Annotated in this window: 15 protein-coding genes; all 15 read right to left on the bottom strand. The window is 61.8% G+C overall.

Going from position 1 to position 22,521, the window contains the following annotated elements; all coding sequences use genetic code 11:
• A complete protein-coding gene (locus ASE80_RS14400) occupies nt 1-2,538 on the bottom strand; it encodes a PAS domain-containing hybrid sensor histidine kinase/response regulator (RefSeq protein WP_056859504.1) in 2,538 nt (845 codons plus the stop codon).
• Nucleotides 2,539-2,675: 137 nt separating this feature from the next.
• Nucleotides 2,676-4,634, bottom strand: coding sequence for an acetoacetate--CoA ligase (locus tag ASE80_RS14395; protein WP_056859503.1), 1,959 nt, complete (start codon nt 4,632-4,634; stop codon nt 2,676-2,678).
• A 135-nt stretch (nt 4,635-4,769) separates the two neighbouring features.
• On the bottom strand, nt 4,770-5,543 hold the full coding sequence (hbdH, locus tag ASE80_RS14390) for a 3-hydroxybutyrate dehydrogenase (RefSeq protein ID WP_056859502.1): 774 nt from the start codon (nt 5,541-5,543) through the stop codon (nt 4,770-4,772).
• 7 nt (nt 5,544-5,550) lie between these two features.
• Nucleotides 5,551-6,942, bottom strand: a complete 1,392-nt coding sequence (locus ASE80_RS14385; protein WP_056859501.1) for a GntP family permease — start codon at nt 6,940-6,942, stop codon at nt 5,551-5,553.
• A 288-nt stretch (nt 6,943-7,230) separates the two neighbouring features.
• A complete protein-coding gene (locus ASE80_RS14380) occupies nt 7,231-8,637 on the bottom strand; it encodes a sigma-54 interaction domain-containing protein (RefSeq protein ID WP_056859500.1) in 1,407 nt (468 codons plus the stop codon).
• A 132-nt stretch (nt 8,638-8,769) separates the two neighbouring features.
• Nucleotides 8,770-10,341: an ABC transporter ATP-binding protein gene (locus ASE80_RS14375; protein WP_056859499.1), complete on the bottom strand. Its 1,572-nt coding sequence runs from the start codon at nt 10,339-10,341 to the stop codon at nt 8,770-8,772.
• A 10-nt stretch (nt 10,342-10,351) separates the two neighbouring features.
• Nucleotides 10,352-11,374 carry an ABC transporter permease gene (locus ASE80_RS14370; protein WP_056859498.1) on the bottom strand — a complete coding sequence of 341 codons (1,023 nt, stop codon included), beginning with the start codon at nt 11,372-11,374 and terminating at the stop codon, nt 10,352-10,354.
• The gene (locus ASE80_RS14365) at nt 11,374-12,432 is read right to left on the bottom strand and encodes a microcin C ABC transporter permease YejB (protein ID WP_056859497.1); all 1,059 of its coding nucleotides are present in this window, start codon (nt 12,430-12,432) and stop codon (nt 11,374-11,376) included. The genes ASE80_RS14370 and ASE80_RS14365 overlap by 1 nt, the downstream gene beginning before the upstream one ends.
• Nucleotides 12,432-14,294, bottom strand: a complete 1,863-nt coding sequence (locus ASE80_RS14360) for an extracellular solute-binding protein (protein ID WP_056859496.1) — start codon at nt 14,292-14,294, stop codon at nt 12,432-12,434. Before ASE80_RS14360 ends, ASE80_RS14365 begins: the two co-directional genes overlap by 1 nt.
• Nucleotides 14,295-14,424: 130 nt before the next feature.
• Nucleotides 14,425-14,706 carry a peptidylprolyl isomerase gene (locus ASE80_RS14355; RefSeq protein WP_010210937.1) on the bottom strand — a complete coding sequence of 94 codons (282 nt, stop codon included), beginning with the start codon at nt 14,704-14,706 and terminating at the stop codon, nt 14,425-14,427.
• A 253-nt stretch (nt 14,707-14,959) separates the two neighbouring features.
• Complete coding sequence (locus ASE80_RS14350) at nt 14,960-16,570, bottom strand: ABC transporter ATP-binding protein (RefSeq protein WP_056859495.1); 1,611 nt, start codon at nt 16,568-16,570, stop codon at nt 14,960-14,962.
• A 1-nt stretch (nt 16,571) separates the two neighbouring features.
• Nucleotides 16,572-17,591 (bottom strand): ABC transporter permease, encoded by a 1,020-nt coding sequence (locus tag ASE80_RS14345; RefSeq protein ID WP_016972786.1) that lies wholly within the window; start codon nt 17,589-17,591, stop codon nt 16,572-16,574.
• Nucleotide 17,592: 1 nt separating this feature from the next.
• The gene (locus tag ASE80_RS14340) at nt 17,593-18,666 is read right to left on the bottom strand and encodes a microcin C ABC transporter permease YejB (protein WP_056859494.1); all 1,074 of its coding nucleotides are present in this window, start codon (nt 18,664-18,666) and stop codon (nt 17,593-17,595) included.
• Nucleotides 18,667-20,499: an extracellular solute-binding protein gene (locus ASE80_RS14335; protein WP_056859493.1), complete on the bottom strand. Its 1,833-nt coding sequence runs from the start codon at nt 20,497-20,499 to the stop codon at nt 18,667-18,669. It abuts the gene before it with no gap.
• The gene (locus ASE80_RS14330) at nt 20,496-22,325 is read right to left on the bottom strand and encodes an extracellular solute-binding protein (protein ID WP_056859492.1); all 1,830 of its coding nucleotides are present in this window, start codon (nt 22,323-22,325) and stop codon (nt 20,496-20,498) included. The genes ASE80_RS14335 and ASE80_RS14330 overlap by 4 nt, the downstream gene beginning before the upstream one ends.
• Nucleotides 22,326-22,521 lie beyond the last annotated feature (196 nt).

Below are 22,521 nucleotides of genomic sequence, written 5' to 3'. Positions count from 1 at the left end.
TCATTCGTCAACGTTGATCATGCTGCGGATTTTAGTCGCCAGCAGGTCAATGGAAAACGGCTTGGCCACCATGTCCATGCCGTCCTCTAGGAAGCCCTGGCGCTCGGCAGCTTGTTCGGCGTAACCGGTCATGAACAATACGCGCAGGCCCGGCCGGTGCTGACGGGCGATTTCCGCCAACTGTCGGCCGTTCATGCCCGGCAGGCCGACATCGGTGACCAGCAGGTCCACGCGCAGGTCCGACTCCAGCAGCGGCAGCGCGGTGCGCGCATCCGCCGCCTGATGGGCGGTGTAGCCCAGCTCACCGAGCACGTTGACCACCAGCATGCGCACCGCCGGGTCATCCTCGACCACCACCACCGCTTCACCGGCGAGTGCCAGCGGCGCATCGCCCAAGTGCGGCGGCAAGCTGCTTTCCAATGCGGTGCCATGCAGGCGCGGCAAGTACAGGCGCACGCAGGTGCCCTGGCCGGGTTCGCTTTGAATGGTCACATGGCCGCCGGATTGCTGGGCGAAGCCGTAGATCATCGACAACCCCAGGCCGGTGCCCTGGCCGATGGGCTTGGTGGTGAAGAACGGGTCGAACGCCTTGGCCAGAATCTTCGGCGCCATGCCGGTGCCGTTGTCGCAGACGCCGAGCATCACGTAGTCGCCGGCCTTGACCGGCTCCAGGGTAGTGATATCGGTGCCGTCCAGGTAACTGTTGGCGGTTTCGATGCGCAATTGGCCGCCGTCGGGCATCGCGTCGCGGGCGTTGATCACCAGGTTGAGCAAGGCGTTTTCCAGCTGGCTGGCATCGGTGTTGACCGGCCAGATATCCTTGCCCAATTGCACCTTGAGCTCGATATGTGCGCCTTTGGTGCGGCGGAACAAATCTTCCAGGGACGCCACCAGCTCGTTCGGGTCCAGTGGCCGGCGGTCCAGCGACTGCCTGCGGGAGAACGCCAGCAGCCGGTGGGTGAGGGCGGCCGCGCGGTGCGCGGACGACACCGCCGCGTCGGTAAAGCGGCCGATTTCGTCGCTGCGCCCGGCGGCGATATAGCGCTGCATCAAGTCCAGGCTGCCGATGATGCCGGTGAGCATATTGTTGAAGTCATGGGCGATGCCCCCCGTGAGCTGGCCGACCGCCTCCATTTTTTGTGCATGGCGCAGTGCGTCTTCGGCGCGCTCACGCTCGAACATCTCGTTTTGCAGGCGCTGGTTGGCCTCGGCCAGTGCCTGGGTGCGCTGGGCCACGCGTTCTTCAAGGTTTTCGTTGAGGTGGCGCAGGGCTTCTTCGGTGAGTTTGCGTTCGGTCTCATCGATCACAAATATGTAGAAACCATTCACCGAGCCATCATTGCTGAAGCGCGGCAAGTACTTCATCAGCGCGTGGCGCGGCCGGCCATCGCGGTGCGGGGTGATGGTCATGAAACTGCAGGCCTTGCCGCGCAGCGCGGCGTCGATCTTGTCCACGCGCCCGGCATACACCTCGTCACCCAGCACTTCGCGGATGCTCTTGCCGTACAGCTCCTGGGGCGTCATGCCGTACCACTCCAGGTAGGCGCTGTTGTTGAGGCGAAAGCGCTGCTCATGGTCGACGTAGCCGATCAGCACCGGCATGGCGTTGATGATCAGTTGCAGCTCGGTCTGGCTTTGGCGCAGTGCCTGTTCGGTCTGTTTGCGCTCGGTCAGGTCCAGCGCGGCGCCCAGGAACCGCGCGGGGCGGCCTTGATGGTCCTTGTAGCAGCGGCCGCGGGCAAACACCCAGCGCACCTGGCCGTCGGCTTGCAGCAGGCGGTATTCCTCGGCGTATTCGGTGCCGAAGGTGATGCAATGCTTGATGCTGCGCGCGACCATGCCGCGGTCTTCGGGGTGAACGCCGTGCAGGTAGTCGCTGATTGGCAGCAGGCCGGCGTCTTGCGGGTCGACACCGTGCAAGTGGGCAAAGTGGGCGTCGGCAATAAAGCGGTCCTCACCAATGTCCCAGTCCCAGGTGCCCACCGCATCGGTTGCCGCCAGGGCCAGTTGCAGGCGTTGTTCGCTGTTGTGCTGGGCCTTGAGGCTGTCTTCGGAGCGCTGTTGCAGTTCGAGGGTTTTGCTGCGCCGCTCATTGGTCTCGATGGCGGTGACCAGGATCCCGGCCACGCTGCCGCCTTCATCGCGCACCGGGCTGTAGGTGAGGTCGAGCCAGATGTCGGTGTCGCGGTTATTGCGTTGCAGCACAAAGCGCTGTTCGCTGAAGGTGCGCACCTGGCCGCCGAACACCGCGTCATAGATCGGCGCAGTAAAACTTTCAAGCTCCGGCCAGGTGTCATGAGCCGGTTGGCCCAGCGCCTCAGGATGTTTGTTGCCCGCGAGCACCGCGAAGCTGTCGTTGTAGAGCTGGGTGAGCTGGCGGCCCCACAACAGCAGCATCGGCATCGGTGAATGGACGACGATATCGACGGCTGTGCGCAGGCTCTGCGGCCAGTCACCGGCCTCACCGAGCGGGCTTTGCGCCCAGTCCAGCCGCGCAATCAATGCGGCGGCTTCGCTACCGGTGGATGTTCCATTCATGAAAAAGCCCTGCACCTGACACTTTGAAATACGACAACAGCCGATTATCCCGCGAGACGGGAACGGCTGACTACCCCTCGAAAAATAGCATGCCTTGAGGGTTTGTCTTCAATTGCGTGCGTCAGAGCTGAAACCTTTCATCCGTCCGCCAGTTCAGGCCGGTTGCGAAACTGTTCCAGTGCCTGCGGATTGGCCAGGGCATCGGTGTTTTTGACCGGCTCACCATGCACCACATTGCGCACCGCCAGTTCGACGATCTTGCCGCTGATGGTGCGCGGTATATCGCTGACCGCGAGGATCTTCGCCGGAACATGGCGCGGCGTGGTGTTGGCGCGGATGACCTGGCGAATCTGCTGCTCCAGGGCGTCATCCAGCGTGATGCCGTCGTTGAGCCGCACAAACAGCACCACCCGCACATCGTCCTGCCAGCGTTGGCCGATGGCCAGGCTTTCCAGCACTTGCGGGACTTTTTCCACCTGGCGATAAATCTCTGCCGTGCCGATGCGCACACCGCCGGGGTTGAGCACCGCGTCGGAGCGCCCGTGAATCAGCAAGCTGCCATTGGCGCGCTGTTCGGCGTAGTCGCCCTGGGCCCACACGCCGGGAAACTGGCTGAAATACGAGGCGCGCAGTTTTTTCTGGTCGGGGTCATTCCACAGGCCAATCGGCATGGCCGGAAAATGCCGGGTACACACCAGTTCGCCTTTTTCCCCGATCAGCGGCCGGCCCTGGTCGTCCCACACTTCGATGGCCATGGCCAGGCTCTTGCACTGCATTTCGCCGCGCCGCACCGGCAGCACCGGGTTGCCGATCACAAAGCAGGAGACGATATCGGTGCCGCCCGACATGGACGACAGGCACAACTCGGCCTTGATCTCGCGGTACACATAGTCGTAACTCTGCGGCGACAGCGGCGAGCCGGTCGAGATCAGGCCTTTGAGGCTGCCCAAGTCGTGGCTCAGGCGCGGTTGCAGGCCGGCCTTTTCCAGGGTGGCGAGAAACTTGGGGCTGGTGCCGAACACGCTGATTTTTTCCGCGTCGATCAGGTCGATCAGCCGCTCGGGGCCGGGGTGAAACGGCGAGCCGTCATACAACACTGCCGTGGCGCCCAGGGCCAGCACCGACACCAGCCAGTTCCACATCATCCAGCCGCAGGTGGTGTAGTAGAACAGGCAGTCTTCGCGCGACAGGTCGGCGTGCAGGCCGTGTTCCTTGAGGTGGGTGAGCAACACGCCGCCGGTGCCGTGGATGATGCACTTGGGCACGCCGGTGGTGCCGCTGGAGTAAAGAATATACAGCGGATGATCGAACGGCACCGGGACAAATTCAGGCTCGCCGCCGGGTGAGTAGAAGTCGTTCCACAGTGCGACCCTGGCGTGGGTGCGGTAGTCCTCGCTGCGCGCCTGGGGCCGGGCATACGGCACGATGATCAACTGTTCCAGGGACGGCAGGCGTTCGAGGATTTCATTGAGTTTGGCGCTTTGGTCGATGTCCTTGCCGGCATAGCGGTAGCCCGCGCAGGTGATCAACACCTTGGGCTCTATCTGGCCGAAACGGTCGATCACGCCTTGGGTGCCGAAGTCCGGCGAGGAGCACGACCAGATTGCGCCCAGGCTGGTGGTGGCAAGCATGCCGACCAGGGTTTGCCAGGTGTTGGGCATGCACGCGGCCACGCGGTCGCCCCGGGTGACACCGGCTGCCCGCAAGCTGCGCTGCAAGCCTGCGACATGCAGGGCCAGTTCGGCATACGTCAGCTGTTCGCGCTGGCCGTCTTCACTGACCGCCACCACCGCCGGGTGGTCATCCCGACGGCGCAGCAGGTGTTCGGCAAAGTTCAGGGTTGCGCCTGGGAACCACTCGGCGCTGGGCATTGCCGCGCCTTCGATCAGCGTGGTGCTGGGCGGGCTGCGAAACTGCACCTCAAAAAATGAGACGATCGCCTGCCAGAAGTCGGCGCGCTGGTCGATGCTCCATTGGTGCAGGGCGGGGTAGTCGCGCAGCTGCAGGCTGTAGCGTTGGTTGATGTAGCGCCGGAACTGGTCCATTCGCGTGTTGGCGATGCGTTCGGGGGAGGGTTGCCAGAGGATCTCGGACATACAGTTGCCTCTTCTCGTTCCCATGCTCTGCGTGGGAATGCCTCTATGGACGCTCTGCGTCCGCTCTTGGGACGCGGAGCGTCCTGGGCTGCATTCCCACGCAGAGCGTGGGAACGATCATCTTCAGTGCCTGATTTACTGGGCCAGCCAGCCGCCATCGATGTTCCACGCGGCGCCGCGCACTTGGGCGCCAGCTTCACTGCACAGGAACAACACCAACTCACCCAGCTGCGGCGGCGTCACAAACTCCAGCGACGGCTGTTTTTCCGCGAGCAAATCATGCTGCGCCTGCTGCGGATCAATGCCCTTGGCCGCACGATCATCAATCTGCTTTTGCACCAGCGGCGTCAACACCCAGCCGGGGCAGATGGCGTTGCAAGTGACGTTACCGGTGGCGGTCTCCAGGCCCACCACCTTGGTCAGGCCGATGACACCGTGTTTGGCCGCCACATATGCGGCCTTGCCCACCGAGCCGACCAAGCCATGCACCGACGCGATATTGACGATGCGCCCCCAGCCCTTGGCCTTCATGCCCGGCAAACTCAGACGCGTGCTGTGGAACACCGACGACAGGTTGATCGCGATGATCGAATCCCAGCGCTCCACCGGAAAGTCTTCCACGGCCGCCACGTGCTGAATGCCGGCGTTGTTGACCAGAATGTCGACGCCGCCAAACTCGCGCTCGGCGTAGGCAAACATGTCGGCAATTTGCGCCGGGTCGCTGACGTCGGCCGGGTGATGCCCGACCTTGCCGCCAAACGCCTGCACCTGGGCGATCACCGCGCTGGCATCGCCAAAACCGTTGAGGATCAGGTTGGCACCGGCCTTGGCCAGGCTCAGTGCGATGCCCAAGCCAATGCCGCTGGTGGAGCCGGTAACCAGGGCGGTCTTGCCATTCAAAGTCGTCATGAAAACCTCACACAATGCCGGTGGCGTAGAAAGTACCGATCACCACGAACACCGCGAGGGTCTTGATGATCGTGATGCCGAAAATGTCCTTGTAGGCTTCGCGGTGGGTCAGCCCGGTGACCGCCAGCAGGGTGATCACCGCGCCGTTGTGGGGCAGGGTGTCCATGCCGCCGCTGGCCATCGCCGCGACCCGGTGCAGCACTTCAAGGGGGATATTGGCCGCATGGGCCGCCGAAATAAAGCTCTCGGACATTGCTGCCAGGGCGATGCTCATGCCGCCTGACGCGGAGCCGGTGATACCGGCCAGCAGGGTCACGGTAATCGCTTCGTTGACCAGCGGGTTGGGGATGCCCTTGAGCCAGTCCGCCAGCACCAGAAAGCCTGGCAGCGAGGCGATCACCGCGCCGAAGCCGTATTCCGAGGCGGTGTTCATGGCCGCCAGCAGCGCGCCGCTGACCGCGCTTTTACTGCCTTCGGCCAGCTTGCTTCTGATCGCCGACCAGCCGAACACCAGCACCATGACGATGCCCACCAGCAACGCCGCCTGCACCGCCCAAATCGCCGTGAGCTTGGCGATATCGGTGGTCACCGGCGTGCTCATGCCGGGCAGGCTGAGGCTGTGGGTCTTGCCATACCACTGCGGGATCCAGTGGGTGAACAGCAGGTTCATCACGCCCACCAGAATCAGCGGCGACAGCGCGACCCACGGGTTGGGCAGCGGCAGGTTGTCGGCGGTTTCCGGCTCGTTGCGCAGCTCGGTGCCATACCCTTCACCGGCGCGTTGTGCCTTGTTGCGCTGGCGCGCCAGGTAGAGCATGCCGGTGCAGAACACGAAGACCGTGCCGATCAAGCCCAGCCACGGCGCCGCCCAGGCGGTGGTGTTGAAGAAGGTGCTGGGGATGATGTTCTGGATCTGCGGCGTGCCGGGCAGGGCGTCCATGGTGAACGAGAATGCACCGAGGGCGATGGTTGCCGGAATCAGGCGCTTGGGAATGTTGCTCTGGCGGAACATCTCCGCCGCAAACGGGTACACCGCAAACACCACCACAAACAGCGACACGCCGCCGTAGGTGAGCAGGGCGCAGACCAGCACAATCACCAGCATCGCCTGGCGCGTGCCGAGCAAGCGGATGGCGGCAGCCACGATCGAGCGCGAAAAGCCCGACAGCTCAATCAGCTTGCCGAACACCGCGCCGAGCAGGAACACCGGGAAATACAGTTTGATAAAGCCGACCATTTTTTCCATGAACACCCCGGTAAACGCAGGGGCGACGGCGGACGGGTCGGTGAGCAGCACGGCGCCAAGGGCGGCGATGGGGGCAAACAGGATAACGCTGTAGCCACGGTAGGCAGCCAGCATCAGCAGCGCGAGGGCTGCCAGGGCAATGATCACACTCATGGTGTGTCTCCAGATCGAATTGTTATTTTTGTGGGGGTGGTGCGTTGGAGAGGGCTATAGCGAGATGTGTGCCAATTGGCTAAGCTGTTGAAATATATAGATATTATTATTTTGTGCGGGTGCAATTCTTGAGATTGTCTCTTTTTTGAGACTGACAAGGATCAAAAGTGGGAGCTGGCTTGCCTGCGATAGCGGTGGTTCAGTTCAATAGGTATTGACTGATGGTCCGCTATCGCAGGCAAGCCAGCTCCCACAGTGGACTGTCTTTGTTTGTGGAGTTGAGTCTATTTATTGAGACTCGCGCATGTCCAATGCCACCATTTTTTTGTACAGGGTCGATCTACCCAGCCCCAACCGCTGGGCCGCTTCCACCACATTGCCTTCACAGGCCTTGAGTGCCGCCGCAATCACCTGCCGATCAAAGCGCTCCCGCGCCGCCGCAAATGTCTCGCCCTCGACCGTCTCCACCCGCCCACGCGCCACCGGGCTGAACGTGCCGATTGCCGCGCGAATCTCTTCGGCATCGAGCACCAGGTCATCACTCAACAACGCCGCGCGTTCCAGTACGTTGCGCAGTTCACGGATATTCCCCGGCCACGCGTGCTGCGCCAGCAACGCCAGGGCTTCGCGGTCAAGCTCATGCTGGCTGCGCAACTCTTCAAGAATCGCCTCGCTCAACGCCGGAATATCTTCGAGGCGCTCACGCAACGGCGGCACCTGGATCGGCAGCACGTTCAGGCGGTAATACAAGTCTGCCCGGAATTCGCCGCGCTTGATCGCCGCTTCCAGGTCCATGGACGTGGCGGCAATCACCCGCACATCGCTGTGCACCATTTCGTTGGAGCCCACCGGCTCGTATTCCTTTTCCTGCAACACCCGCAGCAGTTTGCTTTGCAGCGGCAGTGGCATGTCGCCGATTTCATCGAGGAACAGCGTGCCGCCCTGGGCGATCTGCAATTTGCCGGGGCGGCCCTTGCGGTCGGCACCGGTGAAGGCGCCTGGCGCGGTGCCGAAGAACTCGGCTTCGAGCAAGTCGCCGGGAATGGCCGCGCTGTTGATGCTGACAAACGCTTTATGGGCGCGCGTTGATGCGCCGTGGATGGCCTGGGCCAGCAACTCTTTACCGGTGCCGGTTTCGCCCAGCAGCAACACTGGCGACTCCGCGCTCGCACTGCGTCGTGCCCGGCGTTTGACTTCCAGGCTGGCCGCGCTGGTGCCGATAAAATGCGCGAAGTTGTATTTGCTCTGCCGCGAGCGCAGCAGCGAACGCGTGGAGGCCAGTTCCTGCTGCATGCTCAGGTAGCGCTCGATCAGCGGCGACAAGTTGCGCAGCTCATCAAACAGCGCAAACCCGATCGCGCCGATCACCGCGCCTGCGTCATCGTGGATCGGCAGGCGCATCACCACCAACGGGCCTTTGGGCGTGTCCTGGATATCCAGCAGAATCGGTTGGTCGTTGCGCACCACCTGGCGTAGCAGGCTGTTGGAAATCACCTGCTCGCACGGCTGGCCGATGGCTTCATCGGCGCTTTTAAGGCCGAAACGCTTGGCGTAACGCTCGTTCATCCACACGATATTCGCGTCGCGATCGACAATCACCGTGCCTTCGCTGGACTGCTCGATGATCTCGAACAGCGACTGGATGGCCAGGCCGCGAACCTGCTGGTAGTCCTTGAGGCTGTCGCTGATGTTCATGTGTGCCGAATCCTGTGATGTGATCGTTCCCACGCTCTGCGTGGGAATGCCTCCCGTGACGCTCCGCGTCACTTGGCGAGCGGGACGCGGAGCGTCCCAGGCTGTGTTCCCACGCGGAGCGTGGGAACAATCTCATAAAGGGATGTGCGCCGCCGCCAGCAGCTCTTTGGTGTAAGGATGTTGCGGCGCATCGAACACCACATGGCTCGCGCCGCGCTCCACCACCTTGCCGTCCTTGATCACGATCATGTCATGGGCCATGGCCCGCACCACCGCCAGGTCGTGGCTGATAAACAGGTAGGTCAGGCCGTATTTTTCCTGCAGTTCACGCAACAGCGCCACTACTTGTTTCTGCACGGTGCGGTCGAGGGCCGAGGTGGGTTCATCCAGCAGCATCAGCGCCGGCTTGAGCACCAGGGCGCGGGCGATGGCGATGCGTTGGCGCTGACCGCCGGAAAATTCATGCGGGTAACGGTGGCGGCTTTCGGGGTCGAGCCCCACATCCTTGAGCACCTGGATCACTTGCGCATCACGCTCGGCCAGGCTGCACGGCGCATGCACTTCCAGGCCCTCGCTGATGATCTGCTGCACCGACATGCGCGGGCTGAGGCTGCCGAACGGGTCCTGGAATACCACCTGCATCTGTTTGCGCCACGGGCGCATCTGCTGGTTGTTCAGCGGGTCGAGGGCTTCACCCTGAAAACGGATGCTGCCGGTGGAATCGAGCAAGCGCAGGATCGCCTGGCCGAGGGTGGATTTGCCCGAGCCGGACTCGCCGACAATCCCCAGGGTCTTGCCACGTTGCACGCTAAGGCTGATGCCGTCGACTGCGCGCAACCAGGTTTTGCGCCGGAACAGCCCGCCGCCGAGGGGGAATTGCACGCTCAGGTCGTCGACTTGCAACACGGTTTCGCGTCCATCACTGCACAGCGCATCACCGGCCGGCTCGGCGTCCAGCAGCAGGCGGCTGTAAGGGTGTTGCGGCGCCGTGAACAGCGTCTCGCAGTCGGCCTGCTCGACAATTTCCCCGGCACGCATCACGCACACGCGCTGGGCAATGCTGCGCACCAGGTTGAGGTCGTGGCTGATCAGCAGCAGCGACATGCCCAGGCGCTGCTGCAAGGACTTGAGCAGCAGCAGGATTTTGCGCTGCACGGTCACGTCCAGCGCAGTGGTGGGCTCGTCGGCAATCAGCAGCTCCGGCTCGCAGGCCAGGGCCATGGCGATCATCACCCGTTGGCGCTGGCCGCCGGAGAGTTGATGCGGGTAAGCCTTGAGGCGCTCCTGGGGTTTCTGGATGCCCACCAGTTCGAGCAGTTCCAGAATGCGCGCCTGTGCCGCCTTGCCGCCCAGGCCCTTGTGCAGCAGCAGGGTTTCGCCGATCTGTTTTTCGATGCTGTGCAGCGGGTTGAGCGAGGTCATCGGCTCCTGGAAAATCATCGCAATGCGGTTGCCGCGCAGCTTTTGCAAGGTGGCCGCCGAGGCGCCGATCAGCTCCTGGCCGCGATACTTCACCGAGCCGGTGGTGTGCGTACCGGCCTCGGGCAGCAGTTGCAGAATCGAGTGGGCCGTCACCGACTTGCCCGAACCCGACTCGCCCACCAATGCCAGGCATTCGCCAGGGCGTACGTCCAGGCACAGCTTGCTCACTACGGTCTGGCCGCTGAAGGCGACGCTGAGGTCGCGGATCTCGATCAGGTTCATACGCAATTACTCATGAGCGTGGGTCGAAGGCATCACGCAATGCCTCGCCGATAAAGACCAGCAGCGACAGGATCAGCGCCAGGGTGAAAAACGCCGTCAGGCCCAGCCAGGGCGCTTGCAGGTTCTGCTTGCCCTGGGCGATCAGCTCGCCCAGGGAGGCACTGCCGGCGGGCATGCCGAACCCGAGAAAATCCAGGGCGCTAAGGGTCGAAATCGCCCCGGTCAGGATAAACGGCAGGTAGCTCAAGGTGGCGGTCATGGCATTGGGCAGGATATGCCGGCGAATGATCTTGCCGTCGCCCAGGCCCAGGGCGCGTGCGGCCTTGACGTATTCCAGGTTGCGCCCGCGCAGGAACTCCGCGCGCACCACGTCCACCAGGGCGAGCCAGGAAAACAACGCCATGATCCCCAATAGCCACCAGAAATTCGGCTCGACAAAACCCGACAGGATGATCAACAGGTACAGCACCGGCAGCCCGGACCACACTTCCAGAATGCGCTGGCCGAGCAGGTCGACCCAGCCGCCGTAGTAACCCTGCAAGGCGCCGGCGGCAATGCCGATGGCGGCGCTGATGGCCGTGAGCGCCAGGGCAAACAGGATCGACACCCGTGCGCCAAAGATCACGCGCGCCAGCACATCGCGGGATTGATCGTCAGTGCCCAGCCAGTTCACCGTCGAGGGCGGGCTGGGGGCAGGGCGGGTCAGTTCGTAGTTGGGCGTGTCGTCGCTGAACGGGATCGGCGGGAACAGCATCCAGCCGCCGTCCTGCTTGATCAGCTTTTGCACGTAGTCACTGCGGTAGTCGGCCTGGAACGGCAGCTGGCCGCCGAACTGCTGCTCGGTGTAGCGCTTGAACACCGGGAAATACAGTTCGTTCTTGAAGCTCAGCACCAAGGGTTTGTCATTGGCGATCAACTCGCCGCCCAGGGTCAGGATAAACAGGCCGATAAACAGCCACAGTGACCACCAGCCACGGCGGTTCTTCTTGAAGCGCTCGAAACGCCGACGGGCCACCGGAGACAGATTAAGCATCAGGCGTTCCTCGCGGCGAAGTCGATACGCGGGTCCACCAGGGTGTAGCAGAGGTCACCGATGAGTTTTATCAAGAGCCCGAACAGGGTGAAGATAAACAACGAACCAAAGACTACCGGGTAGTCGCGGGATACGGCGGCTTCGTAGCTCATGCGGCCCAGGCCATCGAGGGAAAAGATCACCTCGATCAGCAGGGAGCCGGCAAAAAACACGCTGATAAAGGCCTGGGGAATCCCCGAGATTACCAACAGCATGGCGTTGCGAAACACATGGCCGTAGAGCACACGGCGTTCACTCAAACCCTTGGCGCGGGCGGTGACCACGTACTGGCGTGTGATTTCATTGAGAAATGAGTTTTTGGTCAGGATGGTCAGCGTGGCGAAACCGCCGATCACCAACGCGCTGACAGGCAACACCAGGTGCCAGAAATAGTCGGCAATTTTGCCGATTGTGCTGAGTTCGTCGAAGTTCTCCGAGACCAGCCCACGCACCGGGAACCAGTTCAGCGAGGTGCCACCGGCGAACAGCACGATCAGGAACATCGCAAACAGGAAGGCCGGCATGGCATAGCCGATGACGATCGCGGTGCTGCTCCATACGTCAAAACTGCTGCCGTGGCGCACCGCCTTGCGAATCCCCAAGGGGATCGACACCAGGTAGGTGATCAGGGTGGCCCATAAACCGAGGGAAATGGTCACCGGCATTTTTTCCAGGATCAGGTCGATCACGCTTTTGCCGCGAAAGAAGCTGTTGCCGAAATCCAGCCGGGCGTAGTTCTTGAGCATCAGCCACAGGCGTTCCGGCGCGGGCTTGTCGAAGCCGTATTGCTTTTCGATGTCCTTGATCAATTTGGGGTCCAGGCCACGGCTGGCGCGCGAGCCGTTGACGGCTTCGCCGCCACCACCGCCGATGCCGCCGCCACCGATGCCTTGCAGGTGGGCAATGGCCTGTTCCACCGGGCCGCCGGGCGCGGCCTGCACGATCACGAAGTTGACCAGCAGGATGATCACCAGCGTGGGGATGATCAGCAGCAGGCGCCGCACGATATAGGCAAACATCAGCGGGCACCTCCACGTTTTTTCAGCTCGGCGTTCATCTGTTCATTGGTCAGTGGGGTGGGGCTGATTTCCCACCAGGTTTCCAGCGCTTCGTCGTTCTTGGCCTCGATGGCCGGGCGACCGAAACGGTTCCACCAGGCAGCGGAAGTGCCGGGCGGGTAATAGTTGGGGATCCACAGGTAGTTCCATTGCAGCACGCGGTCCAGGGCATGGGCATAGGTGAGCATCTGCGCCTGGGTGTTGGCTTTGACCAGCCCGCTGATCAGGCTGTCGACGGCGGGGTCTTTAAGCACCATGTAGTTGTTCGCGCCAGGGTCGTAGGCGGCCTGCGAGCCGAAGTAGTTATACAGCTCCATGCCCGGCGAGGTGGTGACCGGGAAGCCGATGACGATCATGTCGTAGTCGCGGGCCATGATGCGGTTGACGTACTGGGACGAGTCGATGCGGCGGATATTGAGGGTGATGCCGATCTGCGCCAGGTTGCGCTTGTACGGCAGCAACAGGCGCTCAAGGCCGGCCTGGGCGTTGAGGAAGGTGAACTCCAGTGGCTCGCCGTCGGCGTTGACCAGCTTGTCGCCCTTGGGTGTCCAGCCGGCGGCTTCCAGCAGTGCCAGGGCTTGCAGCTGTTTGTCGCGGATCATGCCGCTGCCGTCGGTGACCGGCGCCTTGAACACTTGGGTGAATACTTCGTCGGGCACCTGGCCGCGCAGTGGCTCAAGAATCGCCAGTTCGTCCTGGGTCGGCAGTTGGCTGGCGGCCAGCGGGCTGTTGGAGAAGAAGCTCTGCTGGCGGATGTACATATTGCGCATCATCTGCCGGTTGGCCCATTCGAAATCCCACAACATCGCCAGGGCCTGGCGCACGCGGCGGTCCTTGAACATCGGCTTTTGCACGTTGAACACATAGCCCTGGGCCGGTTGCGGCATCTCCTTGGCCAGGTGCGCACGTTGCAGGCGGCCATCGTCGAGGGCCGGGCCGTTGTAGCCGATGGAGTAGCCGGTGGCGGAGAACTCGCGGTTGAAGTCATAGGCGCCGCCACGCAGCACCTGGCGGGCCACCTCGGTGTCGCCGAAGTACTCCAGGCTCAGGTGATCGAAGTTGTACAGGCCACGGCTGACGGGCAAGTCCTTGCCCCACCAGTCGGGGTCGCGGGTGAAGGTGATGGTGCTGCCGGAGTCGATCTTGCTGATTTTATACGGGCCGCTGCCCAGCGGCGCTTCGTAGCCGCCACCGTTGGCGAAGTCGCGGGTTTTCCACCAGTGCTCGGGGAACACCGGCAGGGTGGCGATATCCAGCGGCAGGGTGCGGTTTTCATTGCTGGAAAAGTCGAAGCGCACTTGGCGTTCGCCTTCGACTTCGACGTGTTTGACGTCGGCGAACAGCGTGCGAAAGCGCAGGCTGCCTTGGGTCATCAGCAGGTCGAAGCTGTAGCGCACGTCTTCGGCGTTGATCGGCGTGCCATCGGCGAAACGTGCCTTGGGGTTGAGGTAGAAGCGCAACGACAGGCCGTCGTCGGCGCGTTCCATTTTTTCGGCGACCAGGCCGTAAACCGTGTAGGGCTCATCCAGGGAGCGCTGGGCCAGCGGGGCGTAGAGCCAGCCGTCGACCTGGGAGACGCCGATGCCTTTGTCTATGTACGGCAATACATGGTCGAAGCGCCCGATTTCGATGGCTGAGCGTCGCAGGCTGCCGCCTTTGGGCGCGCTGGGGTTGGCGTAGTCGAAATGGGTGAAGCCGGTGGGGTATTTGGCCGGTTCGCCGTAGACCGTGAGGTAGGTTTGCGGGGCCGCGATCACGGCGGTGCTGGCCAGTAGCAGGGCCAGGGTGGAGCTGAAGAGTTTTGTGGAAAAAACCAATCGCATTATCAGCCTTGAGCGCCGGGTGAACAGTAATAGGGGTTTGTACGTTAACGGCTTATGGGTTGCCAGTCACTTGATGCACAACGGCCCACCAAAAGGCGGGCCGTTGTTTATAGCATCAGCGCGGACGGGATCAGTCCTGGCGGCTGGTGACTTCCAGCAGGTGGTAGCCGAACTGGGTTTTTACCGGGCCTTGCACGGTGTTGACGGGGGCGCTGAAGACGACGGTGTCGAATTCCTTGACCATCTGGCCTGGACCGAACGAACCCAGGTTGCCACCGTCGCGGCTGGATGGGCAGCTGGAGTTGGCTTTGGCGATTTCTGCGAAATCGGCGCCGCCTTCGATCTGGGCCTTGAGTTCGTTGCACTTGTCTTCGGTGGAAACGAGGATGTGACGGGCGGTGGCTTTGGCCATGGGGGTAACTCCTTGAAGTAAAAAGGGTGAGCCTACCGGATTCAGGTGGTTTTTTGTTGGCAAAGTTCCATCTTGTGGTGGAGTAGGGTAATTGAGGTGATCTGCTTCTCTGTGGGAGCTGGCTTGCCTGCGATAGCATCAACTCGGTGTACCTGACACACCGAGGTGTCTGCATCGCAGGCAAGCCAGCTCCCACAGTTGATCGAGTATGGCTCTGCAGTTGCCGTTACCTAAATAACGGATATGTACACGATCAAACCACACCAGCAGGCACCAAAAACGCCGCTTCCAACAACTGCCGGGTATAAGCATGCTGCGGATCTGCAAAGATCCCCGCCGCGTCGCCCTGTTCCACCACTTGCCCCTGCTTGACCACCATCAACTGGTGACTCAACGCCTTCACCACCGCCAAATCATGGCTGATGAACAGGTAGGTCAGGTTGTATTTGGCCTGCAAGCCCCGCAGCAACTCCACCACTTGCCGCTGCACCGTGCGGTCGAGTGCGGATGTCGGTTCATCGAGCAGTATCAAGCGGGGCTTGAGCACCAAGGCGCGGGCGATGGCGATGCGTTGACGTTGCCCGCCGGAAAACTCATGGGGGTAACGATGCCGCGACTCCGGGTCCAGGCCGACTTCCTTGAGTGCTGCAATAATCGCCAGTTCCTGCTCGGCCGGCGTGCCCATTTTGTGGATACGCAAGCCTTCGCCAACAATCTCGCTCACACACATTCGCGGGCTCAAGCTGCCGAACGGGTCTTGAAACACCACCTGCATCTCCCGCCGCAGCGGGCGCACCTGTTGCTGAGTCAGGCGGTCGAGTTGCTGGCCTTCAAAGCGAATCCCGCCCTTGCTGGCGATCAGGCGCAAAATCGCCAGGCCCAGGGTGGATTTGCCCGAGCCGCTTTCACCGACAATGCCCAGCGTCTGGCCCTGGGGCAGGCTGAAGTTGATGCCGTCCACCGCCTTGACGTAATCGACGGTGTTGCGCAAAAAGCCCTTTTTGATCGGGAACCAGACCTTCAGGTCGTCGACTTCCAGGAGGGGCGGCCCGACCTCATTACTGGCTGGCCCACCGCTGGGCTCCGCAGCCAATAATTCCTGGGTGTAAGGGTGCTGGGGCGACTGAAACAGGGTCTCGCAATCAGCCTGTTCAACGATGCAACCCTGCTGCATCACACACACACGATGGGCGATGCGCCGCACCAGGTTCAGGTCATGGCTGATCAGCAGCAATGCCATGCCCAGCCGGGCCTGCAGCTCTTTGAGCAGCTCCAGGATCTTCAATTGCACGGTGACGTCGAGGGCCGTGGTCGGCTCGTCGGCGATCAGCAGTTCGGGCTCGTTGGCCAGGGCCATGGCGATCATCACCCGCTGGCGCTGGCCGCCGGACAGTTCGTGGGGCAGAGCCTTGAGGCGCTTGTGCGGCTCGGGGATGCCCACCAGTTCAAGCAGTTCCAGGGTGCGCCGGGTCGCGACTTTGCCGGTGAGGCCTTTGTGCAGGCCGAGCACTTCGTTGATCTGCTTCTCGATCGAATGCAGCGGGTTCAGCGAGGTCATTGGCTCCTGAAAGATCATCGCTATGCGGTTGCCGCGAATATGCCGGATGGTTTTCTCTTTGAGGGTCAGCAGATCATGCCCGGAATAGCTGATGGTGCCGGCCGGGTGCCGCGCCAGCGGGTAGGGCAGCAGGCGCAGGATCGAGTGGGCGGTCACCGATTTGCCCGAGCCGCTTTCGCCGACCAGCGCCAGGGTTTCGCCGCGCTTGATATCGAAGCTGATGTGGTTGACCACGCGGTGTTGGTGTTCGCCGGTGACGAACTCGACGCAGAGGTCGCGGACTTCGATCAGATTGTCCTGGTTCATCTCATTTCCTCGGGTCGAAGGCATCGCGAGCGGACTCGCCGATAAACACCAGCAAACTCAACATGATCGCCAGCACGGCAAAGGCACTCATGCCCAGCCACGGCGCTTGCAGGTTGGATTTGCCCTGGGCCACCAGTTCGCCCAGGGACGGCGAACCGGCTGGCAAGCCAAACCCAAGGAAGTCCAGGGCGGTGAGGGTGCCGATGGCGCCGGTAAGGATGAACGGCATGAAGGTCATGGTCGAGACCATCGCATTGGGCAGGATATGCCGGAACATGATCGCGCCGTTCTGCATGCCCAGCGCTCGGGCGGCACGCACGTATTCCAGGTTGCGCCCGCGCAGGAACTCGGCGCGCACCACGTCCACCAGGCTCATCCACGAAAACAGAAGCATGATGCCCAGCAGCCACCAGAAGTTGGGCTGCACAAAGCTGGCGAGGATGATCAGCAGGTACAGCACCGGCAGACCCGACCAGATCTCCAGGAAACGCTGGCCGGCCAGGTCGACCCAGCCGCCGTAGAAGCCCTGCAAGGCGCCGGCGATGACGCCGATGATCGAGCTGAGCACGGTCAGCGTCAGGGCAAACAGCACCGACACACGAAAGCCGTAGATCACCCGCGCCAGCACATCGCGGCCCTGGTCGTCGGTGCCCAGCAGGTTCACCGAAGACGGCGGCGCTGGCGCGGGGACTTTCAGGTCGTAGTTGATGCTCTGGTAGCTGAACGGGATGGGCGCCCACAGCGTCCAGGCGTCCTTGGCCTTGAGCAGTTCCTGGATATACGGGCTTTTGTAGTTGGCTTCCAGCGGGAATTCGCCGCCGAAGGTGGTCTCCGGGTAGCGTTTAAGCGCCGGGAAATACCAGCCACCGTCAAAGTGCACGGCCAGCGGTTTGTCGTTGGCGATCAACTCGGCGCCCAGGCTGAGCACGAACAGAATCAGGAACAGCCACAGCGACCACCAGCCACGCTTGTTGGCCTTGAAGCGCTCGAACCGGCGGCGATTGAGGGGGGACAGGTTCATCTCAATGCTCCCGGCTGGCGAAGTCGATGCGCGGATCGACCAGGGTGTAAGTGAGGTCGCCGATCAGTTTCACGATCAGCCCCAGCAGGGTGAAGATAAACAGCGTGCCGAACACCACCGGGTAATCGCGGTTGATCGCCGCTTCAAAGCTCATCAGGCCCAGGCCGTCGAGGGAAAAGATCACCTCGACCAGCAACGAGCCGGTGAAGAAGATCCCGATAAACGCCGAGGGGAAGCCGGCAATTACCAGCAGCATGGCGTTACGAAACACGTGGCCGTAAAGCACGCGGTGGTTGGTCAGGCCCTTGGCTTTGGCGGTGACCACATACTGTTTGTTGATTTCGTCGAGGAAGCTGTTTTTGGTCAGCAGGGTCATGGTTGCAAAGTTGCCGATCACCAACGCAGTGACGGGCAGGGCCAGGTGCCAGAAGTAATCGAGAATCTTGCCGCCCCAGCTCAGTTCTTCGAAGTTGTTGGAGGTCAGCCCGCGCAAGGGGAACCAGTCCAGGTAACTGCCGCCTGCAAACACCACGATCAGCAAAATCGCGAACAAAAACGCCGGGATGGCATAGCCGACGATGATCGCCGAGCTGGTCCACACGTCAAAGTGGCTGCCGTGCCGCGTGGCCTTGGCGATGCCCAGCGGGATCGACACCAGGTACATGATCAGCGTGCTCCATAACCCGAGGGAAATGGACACCGGCATCTTTTCCTTGATCAGGTCGATGACCTTGGCGTCGCGAAAGAAGCTGTCGCCAAAATCCAGTCGCGCATAGTTCTTGACCATGATCCACAAGCGTTCCGGCGCCGACTTGTCGAAGCCGTACATCTTTTCGATTTCCTTGATCAGCGCCGGGTCCAGGCCCTGGGCGCCGCGGTAGCTGGAACCGGCCACCGAGACCTCGGCGCCGCCACCGGCAATGCGGCTGGTGGCGCCGTCGAACCCTTCGAGCTTGGCGATCATCTGCTCCACCGGGCCACCGGGGGCGGCCTGGATGATGATGAAGTTGATCAGCAAGATCCCGAACAGTGTGGGGATGATCAGCAACAGGCGGCGAACAATATAGGCCAGCATTTAATCGCCTCCGCTCGCCGGATCGGCGCTCTGGACAGTGTCGACGGCAGGTTTGACTTCAGGTTTGGCCCACCAGGTGGCCGTGCCGACGTCGTAACGTGGCGGGACCTTGGGGTGGCCCAAGTGATCCCAGTACGCCACGCGGTAAGTCTTGATGTGCCAGTTGGGAATCACGTAGTAGCCAAACTGCAAGACCCGATCCAGCGCCTTGGCATGGTCGACCAGGCTTTGGCGCGAGTCGGCGTTGATCAGTTCTTCGACGAGCTGGTCGACCACCGGGTCCTTGAGGCCCATGTAGTTGCGGCTGCCGGATTTGTCGGCGGCGGCGGACGACCAGAATTCGCGCTGCTCGTTACCCGGCGAGGTGGACTGCGGGAAGCTGCCTACCAGCATGTCGAAGTCCCGTGAGCGCAGGCGGTTGATGTATTGCGAAACGTCAACACGGCGGATTACCAGGTTGATCCCAAGGTCTGCCAGGTTGCGCTTGAAGGGCAGCAGCACCCGTTCGAAATCGGTCTGGGTCAACAGAAACTCGATGTTTACCGGCTTGCCGGTGGTGTCGACCATCTTGTCGTCGACGATCTTCCAGCCAGCCTCCTGCAACAGCTGGTAAGCCTCACGCTGCTGGGTGCGGATCATGCCGCTGCCGTCGGTCTTGGCCGGCTCGAAGGCTTGGGTGAAGACTTCGGCAGGGATCTTGTCGCGAAACGGCGCCAGGATGGCGGTTTCCGCCGGGCCGGGCAGGCCAGTGGCGGCCATCTCCGAGTTTTCGAAGTAGCTGCGGGTGCGGGTGTAGGCGCCATTGAACAGCTGTTTGTTGCTCCACTCGAAATCCAACAGCAGGCTGATGGCCTTGCGTACCCGCACATCCTGGAACATCGGCTTGCGCGTATTGAACACAAACCCTTGCATGCCGGTGGGATTGCCGTTGGGAATTTCTTCCTTGATCAACCGGCCCTGGGCCACGGCCGGGATGTTGTAGGCGTTGGCCCAGTTCTTGGCGCTGAACTCCAGCCAATAGTCGAACTGCCCGGCTTTCAAGGCTTCCAGCGCCACGGTGCTATCACGGTAGTAGTCGGTGATGCGGTTATCGAAGTTGTAGAAGCCCTGGGTCACCGGCAGGTCTTTGGCCCAGTAATCCTTGACCCGCTCATAGCGCACCATGCGCCCCGGTTTGACCTCGGCAACCTTGTACGGGCCACTGCCCAGCGGTATTTCCAGGTTGCCCTTGGCAAAGTCGCGCGTTGCCCACCAATGCTTGGGCAATACCGGCAGTTGGCCGAGGATCAGCGGTAATTCACGGTTATTGGTGCGCTTGAACTTGAACAGCACACGCAGCGGGTCTTCGGCGACCACTTCGTCGACGTCGGCGTAGTAGTTGCGGTAGAGCGGCGAACCGTCCTTGATCAGCGCCTGGAAGGTGAATACCACGTCTTCGGCCCGGATCGGGTGGCCATCATGGAAGCGCGCTTCGGGGCGCAGGTAGAAGCGCACCCAACTGTTATCCGGAGCCTTTTCGATCTTGCCGGCCACCAGGCCGTACTCGGTGACGGGCTCGTCCAGGCTTTGCATAGCCAGGGTGTCGTAGATCAGCGGCAGGTTGTCTGCGGGCACGCCCTTGCTGATGTAAGGGTTGAGGCTGTCGAAGCCGCCCATGCTCGATTCACGGAAGGTGCCGCCCTTGGGCGCGTCGGGGTTTACGTAATCGAAATGCTTGAAGTTGGCGGGGTACTTGGGTGGCTCGCTGTACAGGGTCAGCGCATGTTGCGGCGCGGCGTTGGCCGCGCCGCACGCTAACAGCGCGCCAAACAGGGCGGTGCGCAAAGTCATCATTGGGCTTTCTCCGCAGCTTTCAGCCACCACGCACTCAAACCCAGGCTGTAGGGCGGCGTGGTGACAAAGGCGAACCGGTTGCGGTACGCCAAGCGATGATAGTTGAGGTACCAGTTGGGAATACTGTAGTGCTGCCACAGCAGCACCCGGTCGAGGGCGCGGCCGGCGGCCAATTGTTCTTCGCGGGTCTGCGCCGCCAGCAGTTGGTCGAGCAGGTGATCGACCACCGGGTTGGTGATGCCGGCGTAGTTTTTGCTGCCCTTGATGGCCGCCTGGCTGGAGTGGAAGTACTGCCACTGCTCAAGGCCGGGGCTCAAGGTCTGGTTGAGGGTGATCAGGACCATGTCGTAGTCGAACTGATCCAGGCGCTGCTTGTATTGCGCGCGGTCAACGGTGCGCAGGCGGGCGTCGATGCCGATGCTTTTAAGGTTCTCGACGTAGGGCTGCAGGATGCGTTCAAGGTTCGGGTTGACCAGCAGGATCTCGAAGCGCAGCGGTTGGCCCTTACTGTCCAGCAGGCGCTGGTCGGAGAGTTTCCAGCCGGCTTCGCCGAGCAGCGCCAGGGCGCGGCGCAGGGTCTCGCGGGGAATGCCCCGCCCGTCGGTCTGCGGCAGGCTGAAGGCTTGGGTGAACAGGTTGGGCGGCAACTGATCGCGGTAGGGCGAGAGCATCAGCCATTCATGCCCCACCGGTACGCCCGTCGCAGCAAACTCGCTGTTGGGGTAGTAACTGAGCGTGCGTTTATAGGCGTTGCTGAACAGGGTGCGGTTGGTCCATTCAAAATCGAACATCAGCCCCAGCGCCTCACGCACTTTGGTCTGGCTGAAGATCGGCCGCCGCGCGTTCATGAACAGGCCCTGGCTTTGGGTCGGGATCTGGTGGGCGATCTGCGCCTTGATCACGTCGCCGCGGTTAACCGCCGGAAAGTTGTAGCCGGTGGCCCAGTTCTTGGCCTGGTGTTCGATATAGATATCGAATTCACCGGCCTTGAAGGCTTCGAAGGCCACGTCGCTGTCGCGATAGAACTCCACTTCGACCTTGTCGTAGTTGTAGAACCCCTGGTTGACCGGCAGGTCTTTGCCCCAGTAATCCTTGACCCGCTCGAACATCAGTTGGCGGCCTGGGGTGACCTTGGTGATGCGATACGGCCCGCTGCCCAAGGGCGGCTCGAAGGTGGTGGCCTTGAAATCGCGGTTCTTCCAGTAATGCTGGGGCAATACCGGCAGTTCGCCCAGACGCAGGATCAGCAGTGGGTTGCCGGCGCGCTTGAACACAAAACGGATGCGATGGCGGTTGAGGATGTCGACCCGTGCGACTTCCTGCAGGTTGGTGCGGTACTGCGGGTGGCCTTCTGTGAGCAGGGTGCGATAGGAGAACGCCACGTCGTAGGCGGTGATCGGCTTGCCATCATGGAAACGCGCTTCCGGGCGCAGGTTGAACACCACCCAGCTGCGGTCCTCGCTGTACTCCACCGATTGGGCAATCAGCCCGTAGCTGGAGGTGGGTTCGTCACCGGACGGCGCATACTGGCCGGTGCCGACCATCAGCGGCTCGTTCAACTCGTTGACGCCGTATTGCAGGAAATTGGGCGTGGAAACCGGGCTGGTGCCCTTGAAGGTGTAGGGGTTGAGGGTATCGAAGGTGCCAAATGCCATGACCCGCAATGTCCCACCTTTGGGCGCTGCAGGGTTTACCCAATCGAAGTGGGTGAATTTGGCCGGGTACTTGAGTGTGCCGAACTGCGTGTAACCGTGGCTCTCGGTAATCGTCGCGTTCGCAGCAAAGCTCAAGGCCAGACTTATTAGTAGAAGGAGGGGACGCTTCAAGTCAGAGATCCGATCCAGGCGGCTTGGGCTTTATGATCGGTACAGTAACAGCTTGTTCCGGTTGGAAAAAGGTGGTTGAAACCACTGGGGTCAGGGTTGGGAAGGTATCGGATTGGGTGACGATCAAATGTGGGAGCTGGCTTGCCTGCGATAGCATCAACTCGGTGTGCCTGACACACCGAGGTGTTTGCATCGC

It is taken from the genome of Pseudomonas sp. Leaf15 (genome assembly GCF_001421425.1).
Taxonomy (GTDB): domain Bacteria; phylum Pseudomonadota; class Gammaproteobacteria; order Pseudomonadales; family Pseudomonadaceae; genus Aquipseudomonas; species Aquipseudomonas salomonii.
Note: the sequence above shows the minus strand (reverse complement) of the source record. Positions and strands in the feature narration are given on the sequence as shown.

Excerpts from the sequence above, each read along its gene's own strand:
- ASE80_RS14400 (WP_056859504.1), bottom strand. The coding sequence starts at position 2,538 with ATGAATGGAACATCCACCGGTAGCGAAGCCGCCGCATTGATTGCGCGG.
- ASE80_RS14395 (WP_056859503.1), bottom strand. The coding sequence starts at position 4,634 with ATGTCCGAGATCCTCTGGCAACCCTCCCCCGAACGCATCGCCAACACG.
- hbdH (WP_056859502.1), bottom strand. The coding sequence starts at position 5,543 with ATGACGACTTTGAATGGCAAGACCGCCCTGGTTACCGGCTCCACCAGC.
- ASE80_RS14385 (WP_056859501.1), bottom strand. The coding sequence starts at position 6,942 with ATGAGTGTGATCATTGCCCTGGCAGCCCTCGCGCTGCTGATGCTGGCT.
- ASE80_RS14380 (WP_056859500.1), bottom strand. The coding sequence starts at position 8,637 with ATGAACATCAGCGACAGCCTCAAGGACTACCAGCAGGTTCGCGGCCTG.
- ASE80_RS14375 (WP_056859499.1), bottom strand. The coding sequence starts at position 10,341 with ATGAACCTGATCGAGATCCGCGACCTCAGCGTCGCCTTCAGCGGCCAG.
- ASE80_RS14370 (WP_056859498.1), bottom strand. The coding sequence starts at position 11,374 with ATGCTTAATCTGTCTCCGGTGGCCCGTCGGCGTTTCGAGCGCTTCAAG.
- ASE80_RS14365 (WP_056859497.1), bottom strand. The coding sequence starts at position 12,432 with ATGTTTGCCTATATCGTGCGGCGCCTGCTGCTGATCATCCCCACGCTG.
- ASE80_RS14360 (WP_056859496.1), bottom strand. The coding sequence starts at position 14,294 with ATGCGATTGGTTTTTTCCACAAAACTCTTCAGCTCCACCCTGGCCCTG.
- ASE80_RS14355 (WP_010210937.1), bottom strand. The coding sequence starts at position 14,706 with ATGGCCAAAGCCACCGCCCGTCACATCCTCGTTTCCACCGAAGACAAG.
- ASE80_RS14350 (WP_056859495.1), bottom strand. The coding sequence starts at position 16,570 with ATGAACCAGGACAATCTGATCGAAGTCCGCGACCTCTGCGTCGAGTTC.
- ASE80_RS14345 (WP_016972786.1), bottom strand. The coding sequence starts at position 17,591 with ATGAACCTGTCCCCCCTCAATCGCCGCCGGTTCGAGCGCTTCAAGGCC.
- ASE80_RS14340 (WP_056859494.1), bottom strand. The coding sequence starts at position 18,666 with ATGCTGGCCTATATTGTTCGCCGCCTGTTGCTGATCATCCCCACACTG.
- ASE80_RS14335 (WP_056859493.1), bottom strand. The coding sequence starts at position 20,499 with ATGATGACTTTGCGCACCGCCCTGTTTGGCGCGCTGTTAGCGTGCGGC.